Below are 22,735 nucleotides of genomic sequence, written 5' to 3' on the forward strand. Positions count from 1 at the left end.
GCCGCCGCTGTTTCGGTGCTGTTATCAGCGGGTGCAACGTTATCAAATGTCATCATCCGATGTGGCCATTTGTGGCCCGCGGCCGCTACCAAATGCGACCATCCGATGTCGTCATTTGTCGTCAGACGATGTTGTCATTTGTGGTCTGGCCTAGCCGCCTCGCGCGCGGGCGCGTACTGCTCCGAAAACCCCTTCAGGGCCCGACAAAACCACGGCCACCGCTGTTTCCCGCTGTACTATCAGCGCGGGCGACGTGTTCCCTCGCGCGCGTGCGCGTATTGGGTGCGAAACTCCTCATGCGGCACGCCAGGCGCCGGCCCAATTCCCCTGTTTCCGCCCTGTATTATCAGGGACGAACCGCCTCGCGCGTGCGCGCGCGTACTGCTCCCTAAACCATTGTTTCGGCCCTGATAGCAGGGGCACGGCCAGCCCGAACCCATTCATTTCCGTTCAAGCGCGGCCCTCGCGCGCGGGCGCGCGTACTGGTGGCGAAATGCCGGCCCGGCCCGTATCGAGCCCGTAAATACGGGTGCCGACCCGCTGTGAAATGCTGTGATTTGTTGTCATCGCCGGGCGTCCATCCGCCCTGTCATTTCCTGTCAATTGCCCGCATCAGCGCCGCTCTTCCGGTCTCAGCGAGCTACGAGAGATGTTCACATTTGCGCACATCGCGCAGCGGTTCGGCACTCTGAAAAGCTCTGATTTGCTCTACCGACACGCCCGATGGGATTTCGTCATTTTTCGTCATCTGACAGGCGCCCACAGCCGCACCGCCGATCCCGGTCCACGATGCTTCCGGCGCTCCACCAACCCGCGCGCTTCAAGCGATGCAAACACCCGCGAGGGGTTCAGACCCTCCCCTGCTCGCGCCTTCCTGCGGACGGTGTTCGGCGCCCGCTCGGCTGCCTCCCTCTGCCGCTCATAGAACGCCCGGCGCTTCCGCTCGCCGATGCGGGCCTCTATCGCGTAGACGGTCGCGCGGAACGACAGCACGCCACGGGCAACCATAGCTCGCGCGTCTTCGAGTTGGAGCCGATCAGCGCGCTCAATGTGAGCTAAGGCCGGGTGCGGCTCCGGAGGCGCCAGCCTGTCGAGCACGGCCAGGACAGCAGCAGGCGAGTGCCACGCCCCTGCCCCGTGGTCGATTTCCAGAACCCGCAGCGCGCGCAACGCCAGCCTCTGGCGATCCCCTAGACCCTGCCCCATATCAGCCTCTAAGTGTATGATATCGGTCTAAACTCATTCCGATCCGATATCTACCAAGCGGCCCGAGCGGCGATCTGTTTCCGTCTAAAATAGACCCGTTCGCAGAGCGTGCTTGAAATCCGCACCTTTGAAAAACTTGGTTGTTAATCAAACCGGAGCTGCGCCGTGATCCGCCCCGCCTGCCTCACCCTTGCTGTCCTGATGCTCGCACCAGCCGCCCAGGCGCAGACCCGGCCTGACTATGACCGGCTCAAGCACGCATGGGGCGCGTGCGTGCGTCAGTCCTTCGCTGTGCAGCGCCAGCAGATGCCCGACGGCGCACTCGCGGTCGAGAACGCCTTTACCGCCTGCACGACCGAGGAAGAGGCGATCTACGCAGCCGGGCCGCTAGCGCCCGACGTGGAACGGCGCGGCCGGATCTACCTCCGCGGCCTACTGAAGGGCGACCTATTGCGCGCTCGCTGAACCCACTACCTGAACGAGCTTGCGCCTACCGGTGTGGCTTTCCCGTCATCGACTCCCCGTCGCGCTTCATGCTGCATTCGCGCGAGGGGAACGGAGTGCACGCGATGGCCTATTATGCCGGTCTGAACTTCGTTGATCCCTACCAGGGGGCCGTCACCTTCACCGTAGATACGACCGTTTATCCCCGACAAATCACCAACATAACCGGCACGATCAACGGCAACCCCGTCACAGGGCCAACGACTTATGCCGGCGCCAACAATCTACTCGCGGGCTTCGGCGAACGTGTAAACGTAGGCGTTCAACGAGAGCGCGGCTACCTGTTTGACGGAGGCGTATCGTTTTCAGCCGGCGGCGTCGATTACAACGTGCGCAACCCGAGCAATAGTTTCTTCGGTCAAAACGTCATCAGTAGCAGCGCCGCTCCGGGCGTGACGAACCCTGTCGAACTCACCGCGATAGCCGACCCAAATCCTGTCTGCTTCGTCTCTGGAACGCTAATCGAGACCACACGCGGAGCGGTTGCGGTCGAGGATCTGGCGCCGGGCGATGTGGCCGTGACCGCATCAGGAGGCCGTCGGCCTATCGTCTGGATCGGGCACCGCACCGTTGAGGCCCAGCCCGTCAGGATCTCAGCGGGAGCGTTCGGCGGCGGCTTGCCCCTTCGCGATCTCTACCTTTCCCCCGGCCATCCCGTGCTGGTGGGAGCCGATGCCGACAACGAGGGCGGGTGCCTCGTGCCGATCATGTGCCTTGAGAACGGCACCAGCATTGCCCGCACCATCTCCGCCCCGGTCACGTACTGGCACGTTGAGTTGGACGCGCACGACGTGATCCTTGCCGAGGGCCTGCCGGCCGAGAGCTACATCGACGGTGGGGATCGGGCGTTCTTTGCCGAGGCGTCCGACCACGCCTTGCACAACCCCGACTTTGTGCCGCCAGGATGGGGCGCGCGGTGCCGCCCCGTGGCGATCGACGGCCCCGCGGTCGATGCAGAACGCCGACGGCTTAGCGCCGTGTTCGCGGCCAGCCTGGAGCGCCACAGCGCATGGCCCGCCGGAGAGCTTGTGCTGTAGCTCCTACAGGAACCCGCCGCCCGCGTGATCCTTAAAGGCGTTCGCCCGCCTGATGTAGCCGACGACGGTGCGCGGATCGCGATGGCCCGACACGTCCATGATGCGCGCGAGATCCGCCCCGCGCTCGGCTGCCGTGGTGATGAAGCCGGCCCGCAGCGAGTGCGCCCCGAACAGCGTCGGATCGAGCCCGGCCGCTTCAAGGTGGCGCTTGATGACGTCGGCAACGGCCTGCGTGGTCAGGCGGGGAGGAGTCGCCAAGTTGGCGACAGCCCGCACCCGCCCCGATCGCGACACCGGCCGAAAGACAGGCCCTTCGGAGATCCCGGCCGCATCGAGCCATTCCCGCACCAGAGCGACCGGCCGAATGAACCGCCCATGCGGAATGGCCTTCTCGACCCCCTGCCCTTCCTGATCGGTCTTTGAGCGGCGCACGCGCACCCGCAGGCCGTCGGCATGTTCGGTCAGGTCCGCCACGTCGAGCGCGACCAGTTCGGAGCGCCGGAACGCACCCGCGAAGCCGAGCGCCAGCAACGCCCGATCCCGCTTGCCGGTCAGCGTGTCCGGTATCCGCATCAGCATTGCCGCTACGATCTCGGCGGTTGCCGCAGCTTTCCGCTTCGGGGCCACACCGACGCGCCGGCGGATGCCTTGGGCCGCGGTCCTCACGCCTTCGTCGTCGGTGGGATCGGGCAGGCCCGCCAGCTTGTGCGCGTACCGGATCGCAGCTCGGCGCCGGCCGATCGTCGCGGCCGAGCGCCCCGCCTCTGCCTCTGCAACGAGGAAGGCCGCCACCGCCTCCGCACTCGCCGGCAGGGACCGGAAGCCGTAGCGAGCGCACCACGCCTGGAACACGGCAGCATCGCTCTTGTACGCCTTCACGGTCGCATCGGCTTTGCTGGCCCGCTGATAGGCCCTGACGATCGCGGCGGCTTCGGCGGGCAGGTTCTCACCCGACCGGGGGAAAACCTCAGGTGCGAACGCCAACTTGGCGTCTGCATCGTTCAAATGGCAGGCTTTGCCACTTGATGCGCCGAGGCTAACATTTGATGAGTGGCCAAGTTGGCCACTCCTCCCCGCGTCAGTTTTCCTAGCCATCGAACCCGCCCTCATCGTCGCCGGGTCCGCCGGGCTGCCATGCCGGAAAGTCGCCGTCGGTATCACGCCCCTGTCGATCGCGTCCGAACCGCTCCGCGAGCGTTTCACGCCAGCCGGCCGGCGCATCGAACCCGCGCAGGCGCATCCGCGTCTCGACGTTGGCGAGCACCCGTTGCCAGTGTTCGGGGGACAGGTAGGCGGGCGACGCATCGAGGCCGAGATTGCGCGCGGCCTGCAAGGCGACGTCGCTCCACTCTAGCGGCAGCTCGGGCAGGAACACCGGGGGCATGGCTTCACGGACCTTCGGCATCGCATCCCCTCCCCGCGCCGAGCGCTTCCGCGATCTGGCTGCCGATCATCGCATCCGCCTCCCCTGGCCCGGCATCTGCCGCCCCGTCGAGGCCCGCAGCCCGGCCGAGGTAGACCAGCGGCCGAACGATCATCCCGCAGACGAACCGCCCGCCCTCGTGCTCGAGCGCCGGGCAGGGCCCCTCCAATCCGGCGCCGATGAACTCACGCGCGATCCCGCACGGCTCCGCGGCGCAGCAGTAGCCGCAGCCGTTACAGGGCGAGCCGGTCGGCGGCTTCACCAGCAACCGCGCCCCGTCTGTGCCGTCGATCAGCGGAATAGCCGTCATAGCCTTGGCTTCACTTCCTCACGGCGCTTGTGACCCTGCCCGCTCGAAACTTTCGAGAAGAACGGTTATCGCAAGTTACAGCGCAGATGCCTCCGCAGCAAGATCCCGAGCGGTCTTGATTGCCTGATAGCAAGGGAGCGAGATTGCGCCACGCATGGTTCCCCCGAACCGGTGAACCAACGGCCGGGGCTTTTACTCAATGCTGAGTGAAAGGGTCTGGCCGCCCGCGCGCCGAGTTATAGCCGCTTGCCGCTAAACTCGCTCAAGGCTGGCACGACGGCCCGGCAGTGATAGCGAGCCAACAAGCCTGCGAGCGTGCACGCCAGCCCGATCCCTCGCCTACTTGCTATGGCGGGCCACGAAGTCTCGTATCGCTTCCTCGCAGATCTCTTGCACCGTCCGATCCTGCTCGAGCGCGATCAGCCGGAGGCGCTTCCGCGTCGGCGCGTCGATGCGCGTCAGGATCTGCACGCGGTTGTCTTTCTTCGCCTTGGACGGGGCCGGTGCGGGCTCTGTGCTGGACGCCTCAGGCTCCGGGGCGATGGGCGAGGGCGTAGCCGGCCTTCTGGCGAAGCGGTCGCTCAGGCTGTTTAGCGAGGGGCGGGGCGCCTTGGTCATCGTGTTCCCTTCCCGGTCGCACTCAACCGCGCCTGGACCTCTCGCCACAGCGCGCCGACTTCAGCCGCAGCCTTCCCGCTCGGCTCGTGCTCGCCGACCGTCAGGCCGGACAGGATCGCGTGCGACATGCTCACCCGGTTGGCGACAGCGGTTTCGGCAACCTCGGCACCCATGCTCGCAAGGGCGGCTCGCGCTTCCGTGACGATCGCCGGTTCGGCCACGCCTGTCCGCGGGGGCGAATGGTTGATGACGGCGAGCGGCGCCTTGCCGACCCGCTCGGCGAGATCGAGGGTTGCCGCCACCGCGGCAAGATCCAGCGGCCCCGGCCGGGTGGGGACGAGCACGACATCGGCGCACCGCATGGCGCCGAGAATGCTGTCTTCCGCGTGAGGCGGCGTGTCGATGATGACCCGCGCAATCCCCTCGCGCCGCGCCGCGTCTATCAACTCTGGCAGCTCGCGTGCGTCAGCTTCAATGAGGTTCGGCACATCGGCTTCGCGCAAGCGGTGCCACCACGCAAGCGAGCGCTGCGGGTCTGTGTCGAGCAGCAGGGCCGGCTTGTCCGGTTCGGAGGCAAGCACACTCAGGTGCATGGCAAGCGTCGTCTTTCCGACCCCGCCCTTTCTGGCGGCTATGGCAATGACCTTCACGGCTGATCCCTCGGGAGCGCGATCGGAAGCGGGCGAGCCATCCAGCCCGCAAGCGAGACTGTCAACTCGGGAGCGAGACTGCGAGCGGTCAAGCGGTCGAGACCGCGCGATAGCCTGCTATCAGGATTGCGAGGGAGCAGGATCGCGAAGCCGAACGCCGGGGCGTCCATGGTTCAGAAATTCGACCCCAGCCGCCTCAAGCGCCGCCTGAACCGCGCGGATCGTGTCGAGACCACTTGTCAACGTGGAAGCGCCTTTGCCCTCCATCGCCCGAACTGTGTTGGCGCTCACGTTGGCGAGCTGCGCCAGCTTCATCTGATCCATCGCCACAAGCCCGCGCGCGGCCCGAAGCTGGTTCCCCGTCGTCAACATAACAACTCCGGTGTTGTTTTTACCTAGTTGCCTGTTGACAGCAACAAGCAGTGGGTAATATAACAAGTTCATCGGCGCTGACAACCGGCGCACCTTGGATTTCCCCCCGATGTCCCACCGCAGCCGCGCCGCGTCCTTCTCCTGGTCGAACGCCAAGCGCGACATGCGCGCCGACCGCATCCAGGCCCCGGCCGGCTTCCTCGGCGCCCGCGCCCGTGTCGAGTTCGCCGCCCGCATCGGCAAGGTCGCGCTCGTGAAGGCTGACGGCAGCTTCGACCGCGCCGGCATCATGACCGCCGCTGCTGCCGCCGCGAAGGCTCATCAGGCTTCCTACGGCTCGACCTGGGCTGACGCGATGTCGGTCAGCCTCAAGGCCGCTTGGCAGGCCGCCCGCACCACTCGCTCCCGCAACGCTCACTGAGGCCGCGCCATGCTCCCCGCTCTGACCCGCCGCGGCCTCGTGGCCGCCCTCACCCTTCCGGCTCTCGCAGGCTCCGTCCGGTCCGCACCGGCCGACCCGATCTTCGCGGCGATCGCGCTCGCTCAATCCACCGACGACGCTCTCGCAGCCCGGCTGTCCAATCTCAACGAGGATGACGCGGAGGCGGTGCGCCTCGCCGACGAGGCGTGCGACGCGGCAGACGACGCCTTCAACGCCTTACGCGACACTCGCCCGACCACGGCCAACGGCTTCCGCGCCTTGGTCCAGTTCTACGCGGACCAAGCCGAGTTGAACGAGCCGCACTGCTGCGGCGGGCTCTACCTCCGGCACGTCCTGGCCGCCCTGCCCGAGGTAAGCGCGTGATGCCGACCCGCCGCCTCGCCCTCGCTTCCATGCTCGCCATGATGGCCGCTCCCGCCATCGGCTCCACGCCGAGCCCTTTCCTCGCCGCGATCCGCCGGGCTCGCCTTGCCGACGCTGCCAACCGGCAGGCCGGCGCCGACAGCCTCGACGTGTTCGGCCCGAACGGCGCCCGCCCCGCCTACTGGCGCGCGTATCGGTTCGGTGTGCTGGCCGAGCGCTACAGCGCCCGCCGCGCGCTCCACGCTCTGACGCCCACCACGGCCGACGAGGCGTCCGCCCTGGTCGCCTACCATGCCGAGCGCGTCAGCCTGACGAATGATCCGGAGGCCGTCCGCGCTGCCCGCCGTCGGCTCCGCAAGGTGTTCGCTCGGCCCGGCGCCGCTCCGGCCCCGCCGCTGCCGGCGATCCTGAGACCGCCCGCGCCTTCCTGATCCGGCGCCCGCCGCACTCTCTCAAGCACCCTAACGGCGAACCCCTTTCACGAGCCCTCACAGGAGCACGAACGATGACGCACGCCCTGACCATCCGCACCGACGCCGAAACCGTCCCGTACCACGCCGATCCCATCTTCGCGGCGATCGACCGCCACAGCGAGGCGTGGTCTGTCTTTCAGGTCGCCCCGGAAGGCGCCGCCAGCATCGACGCCGACGCCGAGACCTTCGACGCCCTGCACGATCTCCTTGCCACGCCCTGCGCGACGCGGGCCGGCGCCTTCTGCCTAATCCGTCACCTTCGCTGGTGGCTCACCGAGGAAGCGGTGAACGCTGGCGCCTACGGCACCGACGACGGCCCGAACGCCTGGACGATCGCGGAGGCCCGCGAAGCCGACCTATCGCTCTGCCTCGGCGTGGAGCGCGTGCAGCGCCTTCCGATCGCCCTGCCCTCCGGTCGCCTGCTCGGCCCTGTCATCGACCTTCGACCGGTCGCCGCCTCCACGCCCGTCCGCTTCGCCCGCCTCCTCTCCCGTGCCGGCGATGTGGTTGCCGCCCTCGTCCTGATCGGCGGCGGCATCGGTCTGACCGGCCTCGCCTCCCTGCTCTGATCCGCCCCGATCCCGCCATCACTCTTGCCAGAGAGAGCCGATCCCATGCGCAACCCGCTCCGCAACCTCGTCGCCCGCCACCCTGACAAGCTCACCATTCGCGAGCGCGTCGCCGCCACCCGTGACCGCCTCACAGGCAAGCTGCGCGGCAACCGTGCTCCCGAGCATGGCAACGCCGTCTCGCCCGAGCTGATGTGCAGGATCGCGGAATGCCTGTCGGCAGAGGCCGCCTTGAATGCCTGCAACGATGGCAGCGATTGGCCGGAATTTCCCTCCCCCATAATTCGGCGGGCTGGGGAGGCCCGCACTGCCGTCGCGCTGTTCCCGTCCGCCGCCCCCGCCGACACATGGGCCAAGGCGCGGTGCCTGTCGCAGATCTATGACCGCGAAAGCATGAAGGCCGAAGTTGCGAAAGACGCCGCAACCGGGATCACGCTCGATGGCTTCGCGGTCGCCTTGGCCGAGGAGGTCATTGATCTGACCAAGAACGCGGGCGCCTCGGCACTCCCGTCTGCGCAGCCCGATCCGATTTTCGCAGTCATCGCCGAGGGCGAGCGGCTGCTGCGGGTCTCCGATGAACTGTTCATCATTCCCGATCCTGACATCGACCCGCTGCCTGAGAAGCTTGAGGCGTTGGATGCGGTGTTCGAGCACCTCGACAACGTTTTGTTCAAGACGATGCCGACAACGGCGGCCGGCTGTGTGGCGCTGGCCCGGTTCGCACTGCACTACCACAAGACGCAGGGCGTCCACATCAGCGACGATGAAACCCTGATCTTCTCGCTGATCGCTCAATCGCCCGCGCTCTGACCCTGCCCTAGCGGCGGGGTGCCACTCGCCGCGCTCGCCTCATCCAACATCAGGAAGCGCCCCCATGGCTTCACTCAACCTGCGCGCCGCCCTCAAGCGCGATCCGAACCGCCTGACCCTCAAGCAGCGTGCAGCCGCGCTCAAGGCCACTGCTGGCCGCGTTTTTCGCCGCCGACCGGTCGCCGTTGCTCCGGCTGCCGAAGGTGCCGACCCGCGCCTCGTGGCGATGGTCGCGGAGCTTCTGGAGGCGCGCCGCAAGCTCAACGATCCCGCCATTCCCGACGGCCCGGAAATTGATGCCGTTGCCGAGCGGGAAACGCACTTGTGCCTCGAAATCCATCGGTTCCCGGCTCAGTCCATCCACGACATGCGGGCCAAGCTCCCTCTCCTCCGCGAGGAAGCCGAGGACATGGCGCGGAGATGGGACGGCCGGCGCGTGCCTTTTGAGGAGTCGTTGCCCGGTACGGCCTGGACGAGCCTACTGCGTGACATCGAGCATTTAGCGGGTGTAGGGCCCAAAACTGACATCGCGCCCGACCCGATCCTTGCGGCAATTGAGGCGAGCAAGGCCGCGCACGCGGTACGAGATGCTTGGGAGCAGCGCTTCAATGGGGGCACGAAGCCGAGCGCGGCCGATTTCGCGGAAGAAGAGCACCTGAACGGTGCGCAATTCGCTGCCCATGAGGCGGCATTGTCCACGGTGCCGACATCTGCCGCCGGGCGCCTCGCTCTGCTCGAATATCTGCGCTGGCAGATGGGGCTCTTCGGCATGGCCGATGGAAGCCCGCCAGATGCTCACAGCGAATTTTGGCCGGATGCCTACAAGGCGCTGAAAGCAGCCCTGGCATTTGAGGCCGATCCGCAGGCGCACCAGAGCGCAGGCGTCAGCAACGTGGACGTGAAAGCTAGCTCTGGGTCTGCCGAACGCGACCTGTCGAAAGAAGCGTTCGACTACGCTCGCGGCCTCGACCTTTCCGGCGTGTCGTATGGTGCCCTGTGTCGGCTCTACGATGTCTTCCTATCCGCGCACACTTTGCTTTCGCCACACGAGGACGAGGCGGCGTTCACCAGCGGCAAGGTCGGAAACTTCCGGGTTCTTTCGACCGCCGGCCTCGTCGTTGAGGCAGAGATAAACCGCCTTGGGTGCCTGCGCGACACTGTGGTGATGGAGATGGAGCGCCGCAAGCCGGAGGATCGCACTGACAACCGGATGCGGCTTGAGGTCGTGATTGCTCACAGAATGAGGAGCGAGGGGGATATCAGCGACGCCTTGCTCGCCGAGTATGCGGAAGCCCGGAGAGCCTGAGCCGTGCCGAACGTCATCACCTTTCGCCCGCGCAAGCCGTCGGCTTCCGTGTCCTCGACTGCGGTGCTGGAAGGCTCCGCACTCCGAGCCGAGATCGAGCAGGCCGCACAAGCCGCGCTCGACCAAGCCGACCGGCTGATTGCCCTCCTCGATAGCCTCGATGGCAACACCGACGACCAGGACGGCGGCGACGCCGAACCGTCCCTCGCCGCCCCTGAGGGGCACGACAGCCAGGTCGTTTGGCTGCGCGGCTCCGACCGCGACCTAGAAGCCTGATCCCCCACCGGAGACCCGTTCAGTGAAAGCCCGTTTGACCGCCCGCGCTGCCCTCGCCTTCGGGATGCGCTCTCTTGCCCGTGACGCCCTCCGGCTCGGCCGGGCCAGCCGCCGCCTGTTCGTCCAGGCGCGGAAGGATGCGGGGCAAGGCTCGCGCGTCTCGACCGCCCTCCTCGTCTGCCTCATGCTGGTGGGTCTGTGATGCCGCGCCTAACGGAAGAAAGAACAATGGAAGACGAGACTTTCACGCTAGATGGCATCCCCCATCGCTTGAGCTTTGAGCGCGCCGACGGCGAATGGCTCGCCCACGCCCACCGAAACGGTCGGCGCGTTGGATGCGTCATGCGATTGTCGGAGAGCATTGTCGCGTCGCCTGACGCTGCCCGCATGATCCTGACTGACGGCGCAAAGGCGATAATCGCTTCCCTGCAATGGCAAGGGGCGGCAGCAGCCGCGCGGCCGGTTCCTTTCACGCATGAAGGGATAAGCTACGAAATCTGGCCGGAGAGCCGAAACTACGCATCAGGAGCAACGGTCTATCGAGACGGCACGCTGATCGCCTCAACGGACGATGTGCCGTGGCCGGACAAAGTCGGCGGGCCAGAAGAGGACGCGGAGGCGATTGAGCGGGCGCGCTGGCTGGTCATGTCCGGTTTCCGCGGTCCAGGCAGGGGGCAGTAATGCCGACCGACCTTCTCCCCGCCCGTTCCCGCCGCCTGTCGTGGCGCCAGACCGTCGCGCTAATGTGGTTGCTGGCGCGCGCATGGCGCCTCCACCGGCAGATGGAGAACACAGCCGGCCGCCTGTCCGTTCGTGAGGACGAGGCCGACAGCGCCGCCCTTCTTAAGAGCGCGCGGCGATGGGTTGCCATTCAAGACCGGATTGCGACGCTGCTCAACGCGGAGCCGCCGGAGCACGTCGCCGAGCTGCGCGAGATGTTCGCCCGGCCGCTGCTGAGCGGCCCGACTCCGGTCGAACCGCCCAGCGTTGCGCATCCCGACCGCGCCGCGGCCATGCTGCCGAAGTAGCGCTCGGCGCTAGGAAGCTCAATCGCAATCCAGATTGCAAGCTATCGTGATAGCAAGATTGCTAGCTACCGAGATTTCAAGTTCCCGCCCGCGCTGGCACGCGGCGCGGGATAGGGGCCGGCGGCTCGTGCATCGCTCTGGCAGGCGATCCGGGGCAACCGCCGGCCTCGCCTATTTGCCTCGCGCTCGCCGGCTACGATCGACGCGCGCCGATTGCGTACAGGATCAGCCCAACGAAGCCGATTACACCTACGAGCTTCGCCGCGCCGCTGATTTGCGCCAAGAGCGGAAGGTCTGATGGTGGGTCGCGCACCCAACCGCCGACAACCGGATCGTAGAGAAGGAACACGGTCTGACCTTTCACGGCCCCTAGCCGTAGCTCTACCCGTAAGGCCCGCGAAACAGGTCGCCGAGCGCCTTCCGCCTGAATAAGGTCCGCCACCGCCGCCGACGGTGCTCCGGCGCGTCGTGCAGCATGTGGCAGCGCTGGCACCACGCCGCGAGGTTCGCCGGGCTATTGTCGGCCGTGTCGTGGTTTCGGTGGCCGGTGGCGAGCACGACCCGTGTCGTTCGGACCTCGCCGAGCACATCGGCCGCGCCGACCTCGATGCAGACGAAGCCGCCGGCACCGTCGCGCCAGGATGCCGCCACCTCATCCCACCACCGCCCGTCGCCGAGGCAGAACACCGTGCACCCGTGCGGACGCTGGCACGCCTCGCACCGGCCCTTGGCGCGGCCGAACCGGATCACCGCCGAGAGCTGCGGCCAGTCGATCGGATAGAAGAACCGATGCTCGCGCCGGATCGGCATGGCAGAGACCGCAAGCCCAGGGCTACGGCCCCGCTTAGGCTCACGGCCGGTTAATGCCAAGTTGACTCGGGACCGCCGCCCGGCGGACATGCCTAGTCCGGCCGGGCCTCGTCGTGCGCGAGTCGTGAGCCGGGATAGGAGATCAGAGCCGCGAGCTAGACCCCGAAACGACTACGGCCCCCCTGTCGCCAAACAGGAGGGCCGCGAAATCGAGATGGCCTGTGGAGGCACGACACAATCCCCCACAAGCCATAGCTCCCGACGGGAGTCAACGGGAACGCCAATTCCCGTGAGCGATGAAGTCGTGCCTGGACCCTGACCGCGGCCCGTGAGGGACCGTGACTGATGTTCTGTGACCAGATCCGCCAGAGTGCGGAGGCGGCCCCGCGCGCCGCGTTGCCGGCCGTGGCGGCTGCGCTGTGGAAGGCGTTCGCCGCCGGCCATGTGACGGAGGCCGAGGCCGAGGCCCTGTCCGCCCTGATCGAGGCCCGGCAGGCTTTGCGGCCCCCCAATCCGGGGACCGCAAGCGGAGCCATCAACCCGGATGCCTCGCAGGATCGCGCCAGGAGCCTCAGGACGGGCCGAAGCGGTTCGCGGCCACGGACTGACGCAAGCCTAGAACGCCGCCGCCGCTGGGCCGCCTCTGGGCGAATGCCGCCAGCCATCGCCGCCCGGTTCACCCTCGCGGAGCAGGCCGTGCTTTCCCTCGTCGCGGCCGAGACCTCGCGTCGGAAGGATTGTCGCCTCTCCGTCGGCGGAATGGCGGCTATCGCAGGCGTGTCGGAGACCACCGTGCGCAACGCGATCCGCGAGGCCGTGAAGCTCGGCCTACTCACTGTCGAGGAACGCCGCCTCACGGGTTGGCGCAACGACACCAACGTGGTGCGCATCATCTCGGCCGAGTGGCTGTCTTGGCTGCGGCTCACCCGCCGGTCCCCAAATCCAGGGAGCGGGCTTTCGCTCACGGATGAGCAAAAGGGGGGAGGGTGCAAAAGCGCGAACCCCACGCCTACAGATATTCAAGATCGGGGAGAACTGAGGCGAGCGGAGCCGTCGCAGGGGCTTCCGAAGGGAAGCGGGCGACCCGAAGCGCGGAGATCCGAGCGGCATCGTTCCGGCCGGTAGAGCCGCCGCAGCCATGCGAAGGGCGCAAGCGCACGTTCGGCAAATCGGACGCAGGGCCGTCGGCTTGTCGGCCGTCAGGTTGTGCGCCACCTTGAGCGTATGGACCGCACCCGCCAGGACGAGGCGAAGACACCGCCGCCGGGAGAGTGGGCGGTTTTCCATGAGCGCCCATTCCCGAGGCGGCTTGATCGAGCGTTCAGGCTCGCGGCCCTCGTCGTCGCGCCGCTCGCGGGCTTGGGCTTTGGCGCCTGGATCTTCACCGCGGCCAGCCACACCGATCCGGCAAGCCTCGCGATCGTTGCAGCGCTCGCCCTGGTGGCCGTGGCCCTGTCCTATGGCTTCATTCGCGCCGTCGGCATGATGGCAACCAGCCTGTACGGCTTCACCCGGCGGAAGCAGTACGTGCTTGATTGGCACGAGCCCCCGCCGGGCCGTCGCTAGGCTGGATCAGAGCGCGTATTCGGCAGCGAGGCCCGAACCCGTTCCGACCGGGCGCAGATCGAGGACCGGAGCCGGAGGCCGCATCCGCGGTGCCCCGCCCTCGAACGACCGCCGCGCGTTGCGGGCGCCGACGCCTCCGACGAGAGCCCGTTGCCCGACCTTGGCGCCGTAGGTTGCGAGCCCCGCACCGGGGCCTGCCACCTTGAACGCCACCATGCCCGCAAGGAGATCAAGGGCCTTTGTCGCGGCACCGGCCGCTGCGCTGGCATTCGGCCGGGCTGTGCCGTCGGGGCGCAACGTGGCCTGTAGTGCAGCCGAGAAACGCCGCATCTGGCCGATTTCCTCCGGGCTGAACAGTTCACGAGCCAGACCGGCACCGCGACCGCCCGTGAACTCGCCGAGATCCTTGACCATCTTCGCCGCACTCGCGTTCCGATCGGTCAACCGTTGCACCGCAGCCTGCCGCAGCATGGCCCATTCGGGCGAGTTCTCACCAAGCAGGCCCTTGGCCGCCTTCGCCTCGTTGAGCGCGCCGGCTCGAATGCCGGGAACACCGGAGCCGAACAGCGATGAGGCGATGCGGTTCGGATCGAAGCCTGTCCGCTCAAGATCCCGCACCCATGACGGCGCTGCCGTCCGTGCCGCCTCAGTTTGCGCCACAGCGCCCCGGAGCCGACCGAGGGCCGTGCGCTGCTCTGCCGAGAGGAACGGCGCCAGCGACCGCCCATCGCCCCGCAGGAGGTAATCGAGCCTCGTCCCCAAGTCGCGCCCGTCACCGCTGACATAGCGAGCAATGAGCGCCTGCTGTGTGGCCCGCCACGTTTCGCTGTCGGCGCCGACGGCATCCCGCAGCCGAGCAAGCGTCTGGATCTGGCCCGAGCCGACCCGGCCCGTTGTCGAGCCGAACAGCATCGACATCGCCTCATTGGGCGAGGCGTCCCGCTCAACGATCCGCTGCAACCGCTGGCCCGCGACATCGCCCGTGCCGCGAGAGGCGAACGCCTGCTTGTATTCACGGAACAGCCCGCGAGCCTTGCGCATCGCCTCCGCTGGCCCTGCGTCGCCGGCCGGGAAGGCGTCACCCGCCGGGCCTACCTCGTCGCCGAGGCCGGGGAATGGCACGTCAGGGGCGGCAGGCGAAGGTCCATCGAACGGCACCGCGTCGCCGGCATCGCCCCGACGAGCGACCGCAGCGTCATAGGCCGTAACCCCATCGTCACCTGAACGCCCAAGCACCCGCGCTTCCGCCGCCTCACGCAACGCGGCCCGGTCGAGGCTCGAGCCCGTGATGCCGTAGCCTTCAAGGTCGATCGCCAGCCGACGCGCCTCGCGGTCCACCTGTGCGGCGAAGTCTGCGTTTTCATCAATCACCCGTTCGGCGCCGCGGCGAGCGCCGGCCGCGCCTTCGTCCGCCATCCGAACCAGGGGACGGCCCTGCCGCTCCGACCGGATCGCTTCGAGCACCCGGTCGGCCACGTCGCGAGGCGATGCCCCCGCCATCTCGTCGCCGGGGAAGAACCCCTGCTCAGCCAACCGCACTCGGATTTGATCCCAGGTCGAAGCGTTGCGCCGGGCGAGCGTGCCGGCGCCGGGCACGTAGAGCCGATTGAGGTCCGCCGCCCGCGCCTCGTCATCAAGCGGGATGCCGCCATTGCGGGCGAGGTAGCGGATCAGGCTTTCCGGCTCGCCCTCGCGCGCGGCCGGCAGCGGGATCGCATCGACCGGGGGCGGCTCGACACCACGCCCAGCCGCTGCGGCTGCATCGTCCCCAAGGGAGCCAGGGCCGCGAGGAGCCGGCCCCGAGCGGAACAAGCCGATTTCGGTCATGTCCTGCACGTGCCGGTCAAAGGCATCGCGCACGGCGCCGAGGGCCGCCCGATCCGTCCCGTTCTGCCCCGTGGCCCCGTACAGGTTCGAGATCCCCTTTCGGATCAAGTTCACCTGTTGCAGCGTCGGCCCCTCGCCGGGACGAAGCCCGAGCTGCTGGCCCATGCCTTCGATCAGGTCGAGCGCCCGAGACGCGGCGGGCGTGACGGTCGGCGCGAGCGGGGTTTCAGGCCCGAGCATCCCGCGGATACGCTCACCGGCCCGCGCGAAGGCGTCGGGGGCAAAGGTGCCCGGCACCGCGTCGAGTTCGTCATAGGCGGCGCCGTAGGCCGCACGAGCCTGCCCGGCCGCATCCCGAGCGCCCTGCACGGCCAGAGTTGCCCCGTCGAGCACGTCGGCAGGCCCGTCGCCTCGAACGGCTCTCAGCGCCTCCCCCTGCGCATTTTCGGCACGGCTCACGTCGTCGGCATACCGCCCGCCCATCTGCCGGGCCCGATCCGCCACCGCCTCGAACGCCACGGCCGGATTGTCGATCGTATCACCACCGCGCGCCGCCATCGCCTGAAGCCGCCCGCGCGCCGCGTCGATCTCACCAGCCTGCCGGGCCGCGAAGTCATCGCCGATCTGTTGCGCCCGGCCGCCACGTTGGCCGCTCAGCGCGCCGCTTTCCAGGGCGAGCGCCTGAGGATCGCGCGTCGCCTGCCCTCGTGAGAGCGTAATGCCCTGATCCGCCGCCAGCGCTTCACGCGCCGCGCCAGCCGTCGGACCCTTGGCCGAAAATGCCGCTTCAAGGCGAGCGGCGAAATCGGGCGTGATCCCGGCCGGGTCTATCCCTGCCTCGCGCAGTGCCGCTTGTGCCTCTCCGGTCAGTTGGCCGGTCTGATCGCGGAACGGCACGCCGCGCGAGAACATGCGGGAGACCACGGGGGCGAGCTTGTCGATTGCGTAGCCGCCGCCGGCACCGAGCGCACCGCCGAGGGCCGCAGCGCCGGCCGTGTTGCCGATGTCCTTGCTATCCGCGAACTCGGCAACAGCACCGTACCCCGCGCCGGTCGCAGCGTTCGCCAGGGCGCGCGTACCGAGGCCGGCACCTTGGGCCACACGGACAGCCGGGAGGGCAACCGCACCGCTGACGATGCCTCCCACCGTGCCCGCAATGGCGGACTTCGGAGCCTGCCGCGCGAAAGCTTCCTCTTGCTCGGCCGCCCGCTCGTAATTCTCCGAGAATGACCGCGGGCTGTAGCCAGGCACGCCGATCGCGCCCAGGCCGGTCGCAATTCCGGCCGCCGCGTTGCGAGGGAGGTTGAGCCCGACGGCATTGCCGAAGCGGTAGAGCCCCGCAATGGCCGGGGTTGCCGCAGTCGGCTCCCCGACGAGCCTTTCGTCGGCCTCGCGGCGCAGCCCCTCCGCAAGGGGGCGCATGGCTTCAGGCGTGCCAGCGTCGGGAGAGCGCGCCGTCGGCCCATCGCCAAACCGCTCGTCAAACGAGACAGCCCGCGGCCCGTTCGGATCTTGCCGGAACGGGTTCGGCTCCTGCGGCGGGCGTGATGGGGCGCCGACGCGGATCGACAGCGCACCGGGAGCGCCCCCGTCTGGACCATCGAACTGATCGAAGGGGTTCCCGACGGGAGGCGCGGGCGCCGAGGAAGCCGAAGTCGGGGCGTCGAACTGGTCGAACGGATTTGCCATCAACGACCCCCAAGGGCGCTATCCGCAGCGCCAGCGCCATACTTCGCGTCAAACGCGCCCCGCAGCGCCGGATTGGCTCGCAGGTAGTCGATAGCCCCTGGCGGGATCGCCGAGGAGGGCGCCGACCGGGAAGCGCCCGGCCGGTTCGACGGCGAGGGCGGCGGCAGGGCGAGGGTTTCGCCACCCGAACTGCCGGCCGGTTGCCCGCCCCTCGGCTGATAGTAGGTTCCTGCCCGCATCTCCGTCACGCGGTCGCTGGCAATTTGCTTCTGCCGCTCCGCAAGCTTGATCATCCGATCAATCGTCTTCTCGCGGGTATCGGGCGGCGTCGTCGGGTCGCCCAGGATTTCCATGAAGCGGGACATCTCGCGGTCGGTGGTCGCCCCCTTGAGGGTCGATGACATCGACTTGATAGCCTCCATGGACATGAGCTGACCAAACTCGCGAGTATCTTTCGAACCCTGCGGGTCGGCGATGTAGTTCGGCACCATCCAATCAGGCAGGCGCGTCCCGATCTGAGCCCTCTCGTTTGAAAACGAGCCAGTGAAGGTCCGACGGTTCAACTCACGCGCACGCTTCAGCGTGTCGAGCGTGTTGTCGATCAACGGAAGCTCATCCTCGGCCGCGTTGATCGCCTTGCGGTCGGCGGCGCTCGGAGCCCGCTGTTCCTCGTTCGGCATCTTGCCGGTCAGCACATAGTTATCAAACTGCTGCGTGCCGGGGCGCAGCCCATTGTCTAGCGCGGCCTGCCGCCGAGCGGAAATGTCGTCTCCGACCTTCGACCGATCACGATCCGGCACGGTGAAGGCGACGCTCCGGCCGTCAGGGGCAAGAACGGACGTGCCCGGCGCCACAGTCTGCGGCCCCTTTGCCTCGCGAGCGTACTCAACCGGGTTGCGGGCTTGCGTCATGCCGTTGGCACGAGCCCAGAGAAATTCCTTCGCGCCGTCGGGTATCTGCGCCTCTCGCAGCGCATTTTCGAGCAGTTGCTTGACAGGCGCGCGCGCCGACTCCGGCAAGTCACTGGACGAGATCCGAAGCAGGTAAGAGACGCGAGCGCTCGGCGTCATGCTGGAAAGGCGGCTCATCAGATCGTTGCCGGCGCCGGAGCCCGCACGACCAGGGGCACCGCCTGACAGCCCGACGGGAGCCCCGCCAGCTTGCGCGACTTGAACCGGAGGCCCACCAGCCTCGGGCGGCAGCGTCATCGAGCGACCAGCGGGCGAGGCACCCATCGCCGGGGCCGATCGAGCAGCAGCAGAGCCGTTGAGGATGCCGGAGGGCGAGCCCGGAGAGAACCCGGCGCCTACAGTCGGCTCCTCACCGACGGCGCCCTGGCCCTCGGGGATGCTATACCCGGCCGGGAACGCGCCCTCTGCCGGGAGATCGGCGCGGGGGTCATAGCCCGCAACCTGCCGGGGAGCCTGCGGGACCATCCCCATTTCGGCTTCTAGCGCCTGCGTCTCGGCCTCGTTGCCCGCGAAGGCGACGGAGGAGCGCTGCGGCGCGGAAAGCCCCGGAGGCTGCGGCGCAGAGGCAACCTGCCGACGGCCACCACCCGAAAACGAACGGTCGAAATCGGCCATTACCTGACCGGCCGTCTTCGGCGAACCGTCACGATTGAAGAACACCGTTCGGTTGGCGCGGACCTGATCCGGGTTGGCGTAGGATGACGCAGGCGCGTCAGGGTTCCGTAGAGTCCCGGCCACGAAGCGCGGACCACCGGAGCGGCCAAGGAAATGAGCGGCATATCGGGTTGCGTCGTTCACCGGCAGACCCGCACGCTGCAACGCCTTCTCGTTGTCGGACGTGAAGGCAGCGACAGCCCGGCGAGACTGATCGGGGTCTGTGCGACCGTTCGGGGTCAACCCAAGTTGCGGATGATCGCGCATCACACCGGCCCAGGTCTTTTCCGTGAACTGGTGCAGCCCGGTCGCCGTCGAGGAGGGGTTGCGGGCCGTCGCGCTTCCGCTGCTCTCTCGCTTTTCGAGGCTCGCCAGATAGCCGCCCGCATCGCCAGACCGATCCGTGAAGGACGGCAGGGGCCTAGAGGGAGCGCCGAGAGGCGCCAGCCCGCCCGTTGAGGCATCCCCCAATCCAGGCATGTCACCACCACCGAACAGGGCCGCTGCATTGGCCTGCTGACGCTGGTCGCGCTGGCGCTCGTAGCCGAGCTTCATCAAGCCGAGGCCAGTGCTAGTGTCGCCTACGGCGAATGCCGTCTGAGCCGCGCTGTTGTAGTCGCCGCCTTGAAGCTGCTCGCCAAGCTTCGCCAGCGCCGTCCGCTGCCGGAACTCTTCCTGGCCCTTGCCGTAGGCGCCGAAGAGACCGGCGCCCGCCTGATGGTAGCTCTCGAACGACATTGCGGGCCTCACGCAAACAATTTGGTCAGGTAGCTGGAGACACCGCCATTCTTCCCGGCCTCACCGAGGAAGCCTTGGGCGCCGCCGAGGATGCCGCCGAGCAGGTTGCCGCTGGCCTCTGTCTTGGCCTTGGCGAGCATGTTGTTGTTGGCGACGGTGCCGGCCGTAGCGTTGTTCCACAAGTTGGCGATCCCCTGGCCGAACTCGTTCTGAAGCCCAGCCGTGGTGCCGTACAGGTTGGCCGTATCCCGGCCGGATGCCTGCCCGAGGGCACCGAGGGCCGTCCCCTGGCCGATCGCAGCATTCGCCTGCGCGCCAAGCCCCTGCGCCTGCCCCGCAAGGCCGGTGTTGAGGAAGCCAGCACCGTTCTGCAGGTTGGTCGTGTACTGCTGCCAATTCTGATCCGCGAGACCGGTGACGGTCTTGAGAATATCCGCGGTCAGGTTGCCGCCGGCCAACCCGCCGCGCGCCGCCGCCGAGCGCTGCAAGGCGCCGATCGCCTGATCCCTCGCGTACTCATAGCCGGGCCCCGCCTGGAAATTGGCTGTCGCCCGAGCGTTACCCTCTGCCCCGTTGGCGCCGATCGCATCAAGGTAGCCGCTGAAGGCGTTCTGCCCGCCCTGCACCATCGGATCGTAAGCCTCCCCGAGCTTGGAGAGGAACGGCTGCGCGGCACCGTAACCGGCCGTCACATCGTTACGGGCCTGCCCGTAACCTTGCGTGAGGGCACCGAGAGCCGTCCCCTGCCCCAACGTGCCGAGGGTCGCCAGGGCGTTGTTCGTGCCGTTGGTCAGCGCATCGCCGCCGGCCGTGAGGCCCGCGCTGATCGCCTGAGCGTTGTTCTTGGCGGCGGTCTTGTAGGCCCCGCCGGAAATCGCGTCGAAGAGCGCCATGGGTCAGTGCCTCACGAGGCTAGAGGGCGGGGAGGTGTCGGCTGTCGGAATTGCCAGAGGAGGGGACGACAGCCAGCGGCAGCGATGAACGCTCATGCCCCAAAGGGAGGCATCGGCGCCGCGCCCGAAGAAATCGAAGGCAGTCCCCTCATGGAGGAAGCCGGCCCGGCGCAAGTAATCGGCGAGATGCGCTTCGGAGGGCTGAAGCCGGGCAACGACACGCTGAAACCCGAGGCCGCGAAACGCCCACACGCAAAGGTCTTGGATCACCGGGCGGGTCATCATCCCCGGTTCCGCGACCACGATTAGATCGGCTTCGGACGTGACATAGCCGGGATGGGCGACCGCGAGGAGCCCCCGGCCATGCCATCGGTCAATGATACGGAGCCATGTCGCGTTGATGCCGACAGATCTCCCCGCCCCGCGTGCAACGAAGTCGGCGACAAAATCGCGAGGGTCATCAACCAGAGAGACGAAGCGCTGAGAGGTATCTGCCGATCCGAGGAGAGGCTTTAGCCGAGCCGCAATCGCGTCGTGCGCGCACGTTATCGAAGGCGGGGCTTCCCTCTCGGACAAGATATCGGCGAGTGTCAATTCGTCGGACATAGGCCGTCCTCAGTGAAGTTCCCAAGATGTGCCATTGCAAACGGCAAGAGACTTGTTGTTTCCGCCGCCTGTAAAGCCGGTCTGCTTGAAGGTGGAAGGCTGGGCCAAATCCGTAATATAGATTACGCTTCCGTCCGTAGCCGCGATACACGGGAAGAGGGTTGCGACCGTGTACTTTGCCGGTTTGAAGGCACCCGTATTGACGGTTAGTCCGGTGCCGACAGTCGCGGTGCCTGTAGCGGACGAGTCGCCGTTTACGATTGACCCCGATGATGTAACGACACCGGCCGGATTGACGGTCCAACCCTGCCCCTGGACTTGGAAGAAGTTGTAAGCGCCTTGGAGCTGCAATCCGACAGCGGAGGTGCCGGCGTGGCGGAAGCCAACGTCTGCGCCGCCATAGCTGTTGAAGCTGATTGCGGAGTTCGATCCGTCCGTGAACGTGGAGCCGGAGTGTTTGCCGAGGTTCAGGTAGCCGTTGCGCGAGGAGGTCAGGTCATAAATCGTGTTGTCGCTAATCAGAGAAGCGCAGCACAACTCAATGCCGTTGACGAGGGCGGAATGCCCTGCGCCGGGCGACTCATATTGACCGATGCCGATAGCCTTCGAAGAGCGGAAGGGACCGCCTGTGAAGATTTGAAGAGCCGTCGCCGCAGGGCCTGCGGGCCCGTCCGTGGCGTAATCACCCCAGTAGTTGTTGAGGTCTAGCTCCATCGTAAAGGCGGTCTTTTTCGGCCCGCCGCCAGCGATCTGGTGAGCCATGGCGGTGTTCCACATCGTGCCGGATTGCGGCCCCTGATAGCTCATCAGGGAAAAGTTAACCTTTCCGCCGTTGCTTGGCGTGAAAAACGGCTCGTATCGCCACGTTACACCGCCGTCCACCTGATCTAAGTTCGGATCGGTTCCGGTAGGGCCTGTACCTGACGCGGCGGTTGTTCCGTAATAGGTTTTGGTAATATTGCCGTTCGCATCTCTGTCGGCGTATTTCACCCTATACATCTTCCCATCATTCAGGCAATTGCTGAACTCGGGATAATATTTGCTGCGCTGACATTGCGTCGGAAAGCCCCCGTTGCTCTCCATATTGAGGAGAGTGCCGTACTCGCCGACATTCTCATCTTTGGTCGTGGTGATGTAGCGGGCCGTTCCGCACCGGGTCAGATCAGAGCCCGCCGGGTGGAACGGGCCTAGGATCGGCTCGCACTTCAAGCTGCTGTCATTCGTGATCCACGTGCCGTTGGCCGGCTTGTTCGGCCCGAACATGGTCACGGTGCCGTCAGTCTCGAGGACGGGTCCAATCGTGGAGCCAGAGCCGAGGTTGGCCGTCCCGAACTCACCGGTCATCAGCTTGCGGGGCTGGGAAACCCACGTCTTCGAATTGGCGTCGAAATATCCGAGCGGAACCATCGTCCTGGTCCCTTGGATGCCACCTCCAAAATAGTGGGTATTCCCCTGCCGCTTGAAGCCAATGGTTCCCTGCTTGTAATCGTCAATGCTCGTGTTCTGCGCCCACGCCGGGCACCCAAACGCGACAGCCGCCAGAGACGACACAGCGAGCGCCAACCGGCGCGTGGTGATGAAACGTGAGGGCAAG

General features: G+C 67.1%; 25 protein-coding genes. 13 read left to right on the forward strand and 12 right to left on the reverse strand.

Going from position 1 to position 22,735, the window contains the following annotated elements:
- Positions 1 to 1,371 precede the first annotated feature (1,371 nt).
- Together J2W78_RS24350 and J2W78_RS24355 are read left to right on the forward strand one after the other, a co-directional pair.
- On the forward strand, positions 1,372 to 1,671 hold the full coding sequence (locus J2W78_RS24350; RefSeq protein WP_253374259.1) for a hypothetical protein: 300 nt from the start codon (positions 1,372 to 1,374) through the stop codon (positions 1,669 to 1,671).
- A 104-nt stretch (positions 1,672 to 1,775) separates the two neighbouring features.
- Entirely contained in the window at positions 1,776 to 2,747 is a 972-nt protein-coding gene (locus J2W78_RS24355) for a Hint domain-containing protein (protein WP_253374260.1), read from the forward strand.
- A 3-nt stretch (positions 2,748 to 2,750) separates the two neighbouring features.
- Here J2W78_RS24355 and J2W78_RS24360 read toward each other — a convergent pair whose 3' ends face one another.
- From J2W78_RS24360 to J2W78_RS24385, 6 genes are all read right to left on the reverse strand, one after another.
- The gene (locus tag J2W78_RS24360) at positions 2,751 to 3,752 is read right to left on the reverse strand and encodes a site-specific integrase (protein ID WP_367399431.1); all 1,002 of its coding nucleotides are present in this window, start codon (positions 3,750 to 3,752) and stop codon (positions 2,751 to 2,753) included.
- A gap of 82 nt (positions 3,753 to 3,834) precedes the next feature.
- Entirely contained in the window at positions 3,835 to 4,152 is a 318-nt protein-coding gene (locus J2W78_RS24365) for a hypothetical protein (protein ID WP_253374261.1), read from the reverse strand.
- Positions 4,136 to 4,480, reverse strand: coding sequence for a hypothetical protein (locus J2W78_RS24370; RefSeq protein WP_253374262.1), 345 nt, complete (start codon positions 4,478 to 4,480; stop codon positions 4,136 to 4,138). The genes J2W78_RS24365 and J2W78_RS24370 overlap by 17 nt, the downstream gene beginning before the upstream one ends.
- A gap of 339 nt (positions 4,481 to 4,819) precedes the next feature.
- Positions 4,820 to 5,098, reverse strand: a complete 279-nt coding sequence (locus J2W78_RS24375) for a hypothetical protein (protein WP_253374263.1) — start codon at positions 5,096 to 5,098, stop codon at positions 4,820 to 4,822.
- The gene (locus J2W78_RS24380) at positions 5,095 to 5,748 is read right to left on the reverse strand and encodes an AAA family ATPase (RefSeq protein WP_253374264.1); all 654 of its coding nucleotides are present in this window, start codon (positions 5,746 to 5,748) and stop codon (positions 5,095 to 5,097) included. Before J2W78_RS24380 ends, J2W78_RS24375 begins: the two co-directional genes overlap by 4 nt.
- A gap of 120 nt (positions 5,749 to 5,868) precedes the next feature.
- Positions 5,869 to 6,213 (reverse strand): hypothetical protein, encoded by a 345-nt coding sequence (locus tag J2W78_RS24385; RefSeq protein ID WP_367399933.1) that lies wholly within the window; start codon positions 6,211 to 6,213, stop codon positions 5,869 to 5,871.
- 16 nt (positions 6,214 to 6,229) lie between these two features.
- Here J2W78_RS24385 and J2W78_RS24390 point away from each other — a divergent pair, with 16 nt between their 5' ends.
- From J2W78_RS24390 to J2W78_RS24435, 10 genes are all read left to right on the forward strand, one after another.
- On the forward strand, positions 6,230 to 6,541 hold the full coding sequence (locus J2W78_RS24390) for a hypothetical protein (protein WP_253374265.1): 312 nt from the start codon (positions 6,230 to 6,232) through the stop codon (positions 6,539 to 6,541).
- A 9-nt stretch (positions 6,542 to 6,550) separates the two neighbouring features.
- The gene (locus J2W78_RS24395; protein WP_253374266.1) at positions 6,551 to 6,925 is read left to right on the forward strand and encodes a hypothetical protein; all 375 of its coding nucleotides are present in this window, start codon (positions 6,551 to 6,553) and stop codon (positions 6,923 to 6,925) included.
- The gene (locus tag J2W78_RS24400; RefSeq protein ID WP_253374267.1) at positions 6,925 to 7,356 is read left to right on the forward strand and encodes a penicillin-binding protein; all 432 of its coding nucleotides are present in this window, start codon (positions 6,925 to 6,927) and stop codon (positions 7,354 to 7,356) included. The genes J2W78_RS24395 and J2W78_RS24400 overlap by 1 nt, the downstream gene beginning before the upstream one ends.
- A 74-nt stretch (positions 7,357 to 7,430) precedes the next feature.
- Positions 7,431 to 7,967, forward strand: a complete 537-nt coding sequence (locus tag J2W78_RS24405) for a hypothetical protein (RefSeq protein ID WP_253374268.1) — start codon at positions 7,431 to 7,433, stop codon at positions 7,965 to 7,967.
- Positions 7,968 to 8,012: 45 nt separating this feature from the next.
- Positions 8,013 to 8,777, forward strand: coding sequence for a hypothetical protein (locus tag J2W78_RS24410; protein ID WP_253374269.1), 765 nt, complete (start codon positions 8,013 to 8,015; stop codon positions 8,775 to 8,777).
- Positions 8,778 to 8,841: 64 nt separating this feature from the next.
- Positions 8,842 to 10,083 (forward strand): hypothetical protein, encoded by a 1,242-nt coding sequence (locus tag J2W78_RS24415; protein ID WP_253374270.1) that lies wholly within the window; start codon positions 8,842 to 8,844, stop codon positions 10,081 to 10,083.
- A 3-nt stretch (positions 10,084 to 10,086) separates the two neighbouring features.
- Complete coding sequence (locus J2W78_RS24420; protein WP_253374271.1) at positions 10,087 to 10,359, forward strand: hypothetical protein; 273 nt, start codon at positions 10,087 to 10,089, stop codon at positions 10,357 to 10,359.
- Positions 10,360 to 10,381: 22 nt separating this feature from the next.
- Entirely contained in the window at positions 10,382 to 10,561 is a 180-nt protein-coding gene (locus J2W78_RS24425; protein WP_253374272.1) for a hypothetical protein, read from the forward strand.
- Positions 10,562 to 10,587: 26 nt separating this feature from the next.
- The gene (locus J2W78_RS24430) at positions 10,588 to 11,040 is read left to right on the forward strand and encodes a hypothetical protein (RefSeq protein ID WP_253374273.1); all 453 of its coding nucleotides are present in this window, start codon (positions 10,588 to 10,590) and stop codon (positions 11,038 to 11,040) included.
- Positions 11,040 to 11,387, forward strand: coding sequence for a hypothetical protein (locus J2W78_RS24435; RefSeq protein ID WP_253374274.1), 348 nt, complete (start codon positions 11,040 to 11,042; stop codon positions 11,385 to 11,387). Before J2W78_RS24430 ends, J2W78_RS24435 begins: the two co-directional genes overlap by 1 nt.
- A gap of 381 nt (positions 11,388 to 11,768) precedes the next feature.
- Here the strand turns inward: J2W78_RS24435 and J2W78_RS24440 are convergent, their stop codons facing one another.
- A complete protein-coding gene (locus tag J2W78_RS24440) occupies positions 11,769 to 12,197 on the reverse strand; it encodes a hypothetical protein (protein ID WP_253374275.1) in 429 nt (142 codons plus the stop codon).
- A 1,224-nt stretch (positions 12,198 to 13,421) separates the two neighbouring features.
- On the opposite strand from J2W78_RS24440, the gene J2W78_RS24450 reads away from it, so the two are divergent.
- Complete coding sequence (locus tag J2W78_RS24450) at positions 13,422 to 13,763, forward strand: hypothetical protein (protein ID WP_253374277.1); 342 nt, start codon at positions 13,422 to 13,424, stop codon at positions 13,761 to 13,763.
- A gap of 6 nt (positions 13,764 to 13,769) precedes the next feature.
- Here the strand turns inward: J2W78_RS24450 and J2W78_RS24455 are convergent, their stop codons facing one another.
- The 5 genes from J2W78_RS24455 to J2W78_RS24475 all read right to left on the reverse strand — a co-directional run bounded on the left by J2W78_RS24455 (position 13,770) and on the right by J2W78_RS24475 (position 22,734).
- Complete coding sequence (locus J2W78_RS24455; protein ID WP_253374278.1) at positions 13,770 to 17,012, reverse strand: hypothetical protein; 3,243 nt, start codon at positions 17,010 to 17,012, stop codon at positions 13,770 to 13,772.
- Positions 17,013 to 17,278: 266 nt separating this feature from the next.
- On the reverse strand, positions 17,279 to 19,642 hold the full coding sequence (locus tag J2W78_RS24460; RefSeq protein WP_253374279.1) for a hypothetical protein: 2,364 nt from the start codon (positions 19,640 to 19,642) through the stop codon (positions 17,279 to 17,281).
- A gap of 8 nt (positions 19,643 to 19,650) precedes the next feature.
- The gene (locus J2W78_RS24465) at positions 19,651 to 20,535 is read right to left on the reverse strand and encodes a hypothetical protein (protein WP_253374280.1); all 885 of its coding nucleotides are present in this window, start codon (positions 20,533 to 20,535) and stop codon (positions 19,651 to 19,653) included.
- Between the two features lie 3 nt (positions 20,536 to 20,538).
- Positions 20,539 to 21,141: a hypothetical protein gene (locus tag J2W78_RS24470; RefSeq protein ID WP_253374281.1), complete on the reverse strand. Its 603-nt coding sequence runs from the start codon at positions 21,139 to 21,141 to the stop codon at positions 20,539 to 20,541.
- Positions 21,142 to 21,150: 9 nt separating this feature from the next.
- A complete protein-coding gene (locus J2W78_RS24475) occupies positions 21,151 to 22,734 on the reverse strand; it encodes a hypothetical protein (protein ID WP_253374282.1) in 1,584 nt (527 codons plus the stop codon).
- Between the last annotated feature and the right edge of the window lies 1 nt (position 22,735).

The sequence above is a fragment of the Methylorubrum extorquens genome (genome assembly GCF_024169925.1).
In the GTDB taxonomy this organism is placed as follows: Bacteria; Pseudomonadota; Alphaproteobacteria; order Rhizobiales; family Beijerinckiaceae; genus Methylobacterium; species Methylobacterium extorquens_A.

Coding starts and splice junctions, on each gene's coding strand:
- J2W78_RS24355 (WP_253374260.1), top strand. CDS start 1,776: ATGGCCTATTATGCCGGTCTGAACTTCGTTGATCCCTACCAGGGGGCC.
- J2W78_RS24365 (WP_253374261.1), bottom strand. CDS start 4,152: ATGCCGAAGGTCCGTGAAGCCATGCCCCCGGTGTTCCTGCCCGAGCTG.
- J2W78_RS24370 (WP_253374262.1), bottom strand. CDS start 4,480: ATGACGGCTATTCCGCTGATCGACGGCACAGACGGGGCGCGGTTGCTG.
- J2W78_RS24375 (WP_253374263.1), bottom strand. CDS start 5,098: ATGACCAAGGCGCCCCGCCCCTCGCTAAACAGCCTGAGCGACCGCTTC.
- J2W78_RS24390 (WP_253374265.1), top strand. CDS start 6,230: ATGTCCCACCGCAGCCGCGCCGCGTCCTTCTCCTGGTCGAACGCCAAG.
- J2W78_RS24395 (WP_253374266.1), top strand. CDS start 6,551: ATGCTCCCCGCTCTGACCCGCCGCGGCCTCGTGGCCGCCCTCACCCTT.
- J2W78_RS24400 (WP_253374267.1), top strand. CDS start 6,925: ATGCCGACCCGCCGCCTCGCCCTCGCTTCCATGCTCGCCATGATGGCC.
- J2W78_RS24405 (WP_253374268.1), top strand. CDS start 7,431: ATGACGCACGCCCTGACCATCCGCACCGACGCCGAAACCGTCCCGTAC.
- J2W78_RS24410 (WP_253374269.1), top strand. CDS start 8,013: ATGCGCAACCCGCTCCGCAACCTCGTCGCCCGCCACCCTGACAAGCTC.
- J2W78_RS24415 (WP_253374270.1), top strand. CDS start 8,842: ATGGCTTCACTCAACCTGCGCGCCGCCCTCAAGCGCGATCCGAACCGC.
- J2W78_RS24430 (WP_253374273.1), top strand. CDS start 10,588: ATGGAAGACGAGACTTTCACGCTAGATGGCATCCCCCATCGCTTGAGC.
- J2W78_RS24435 (WP_253374274.1), top strand. CDS start 11,040: ATGCCGACCGACCTTCTCCCCGCCCGTTCCCGCCGCCTGTCGTGGCGC.
- J2W78_RS24440 (WP_253374275.1), bottom strand. CDS start 12,197: ATGCCGATCCGGCGCGAGCATCGGTTCTTCTATCCGATCGACTGGCCG.
- J2W78_RS24450 (WP_253374277.1), top strand. CDS start 13,422: ATGGACCGCACCCGCCAGGACGAGGCGAAGACACCGCCGCCGGGAGAG.
- J2W78_RS24455 (WP_253374278.1), bottom strand. CDS start 17,012: ATGCGCCCCCTTGCGGAGGGGCTGCGCCGCGAGGCCGACGAAAGGCTC.
- J2W78_RS24460 (WP_253374279.1), bottom strand. CDS start 19,642: ATGTCGTTCGAGAGCTACCATCAGGCGGGCGCCGGTCTCTTCGGCGCC.
- J2W78_RS24465 (WP_253374280.1), bottom strand. CDS start 20,535: ATGGCGCTCTTCGACGCGATTTCCGGCGGGGCCTACAAGACCGCCGCC.
- J2W78_RS24470 (WP_253374281.1), bottom strand. CDS start 21,141: ATGTCCGACGAATTGACACTCGCCGATATCTTGTCCGAGAGGGAAGCC.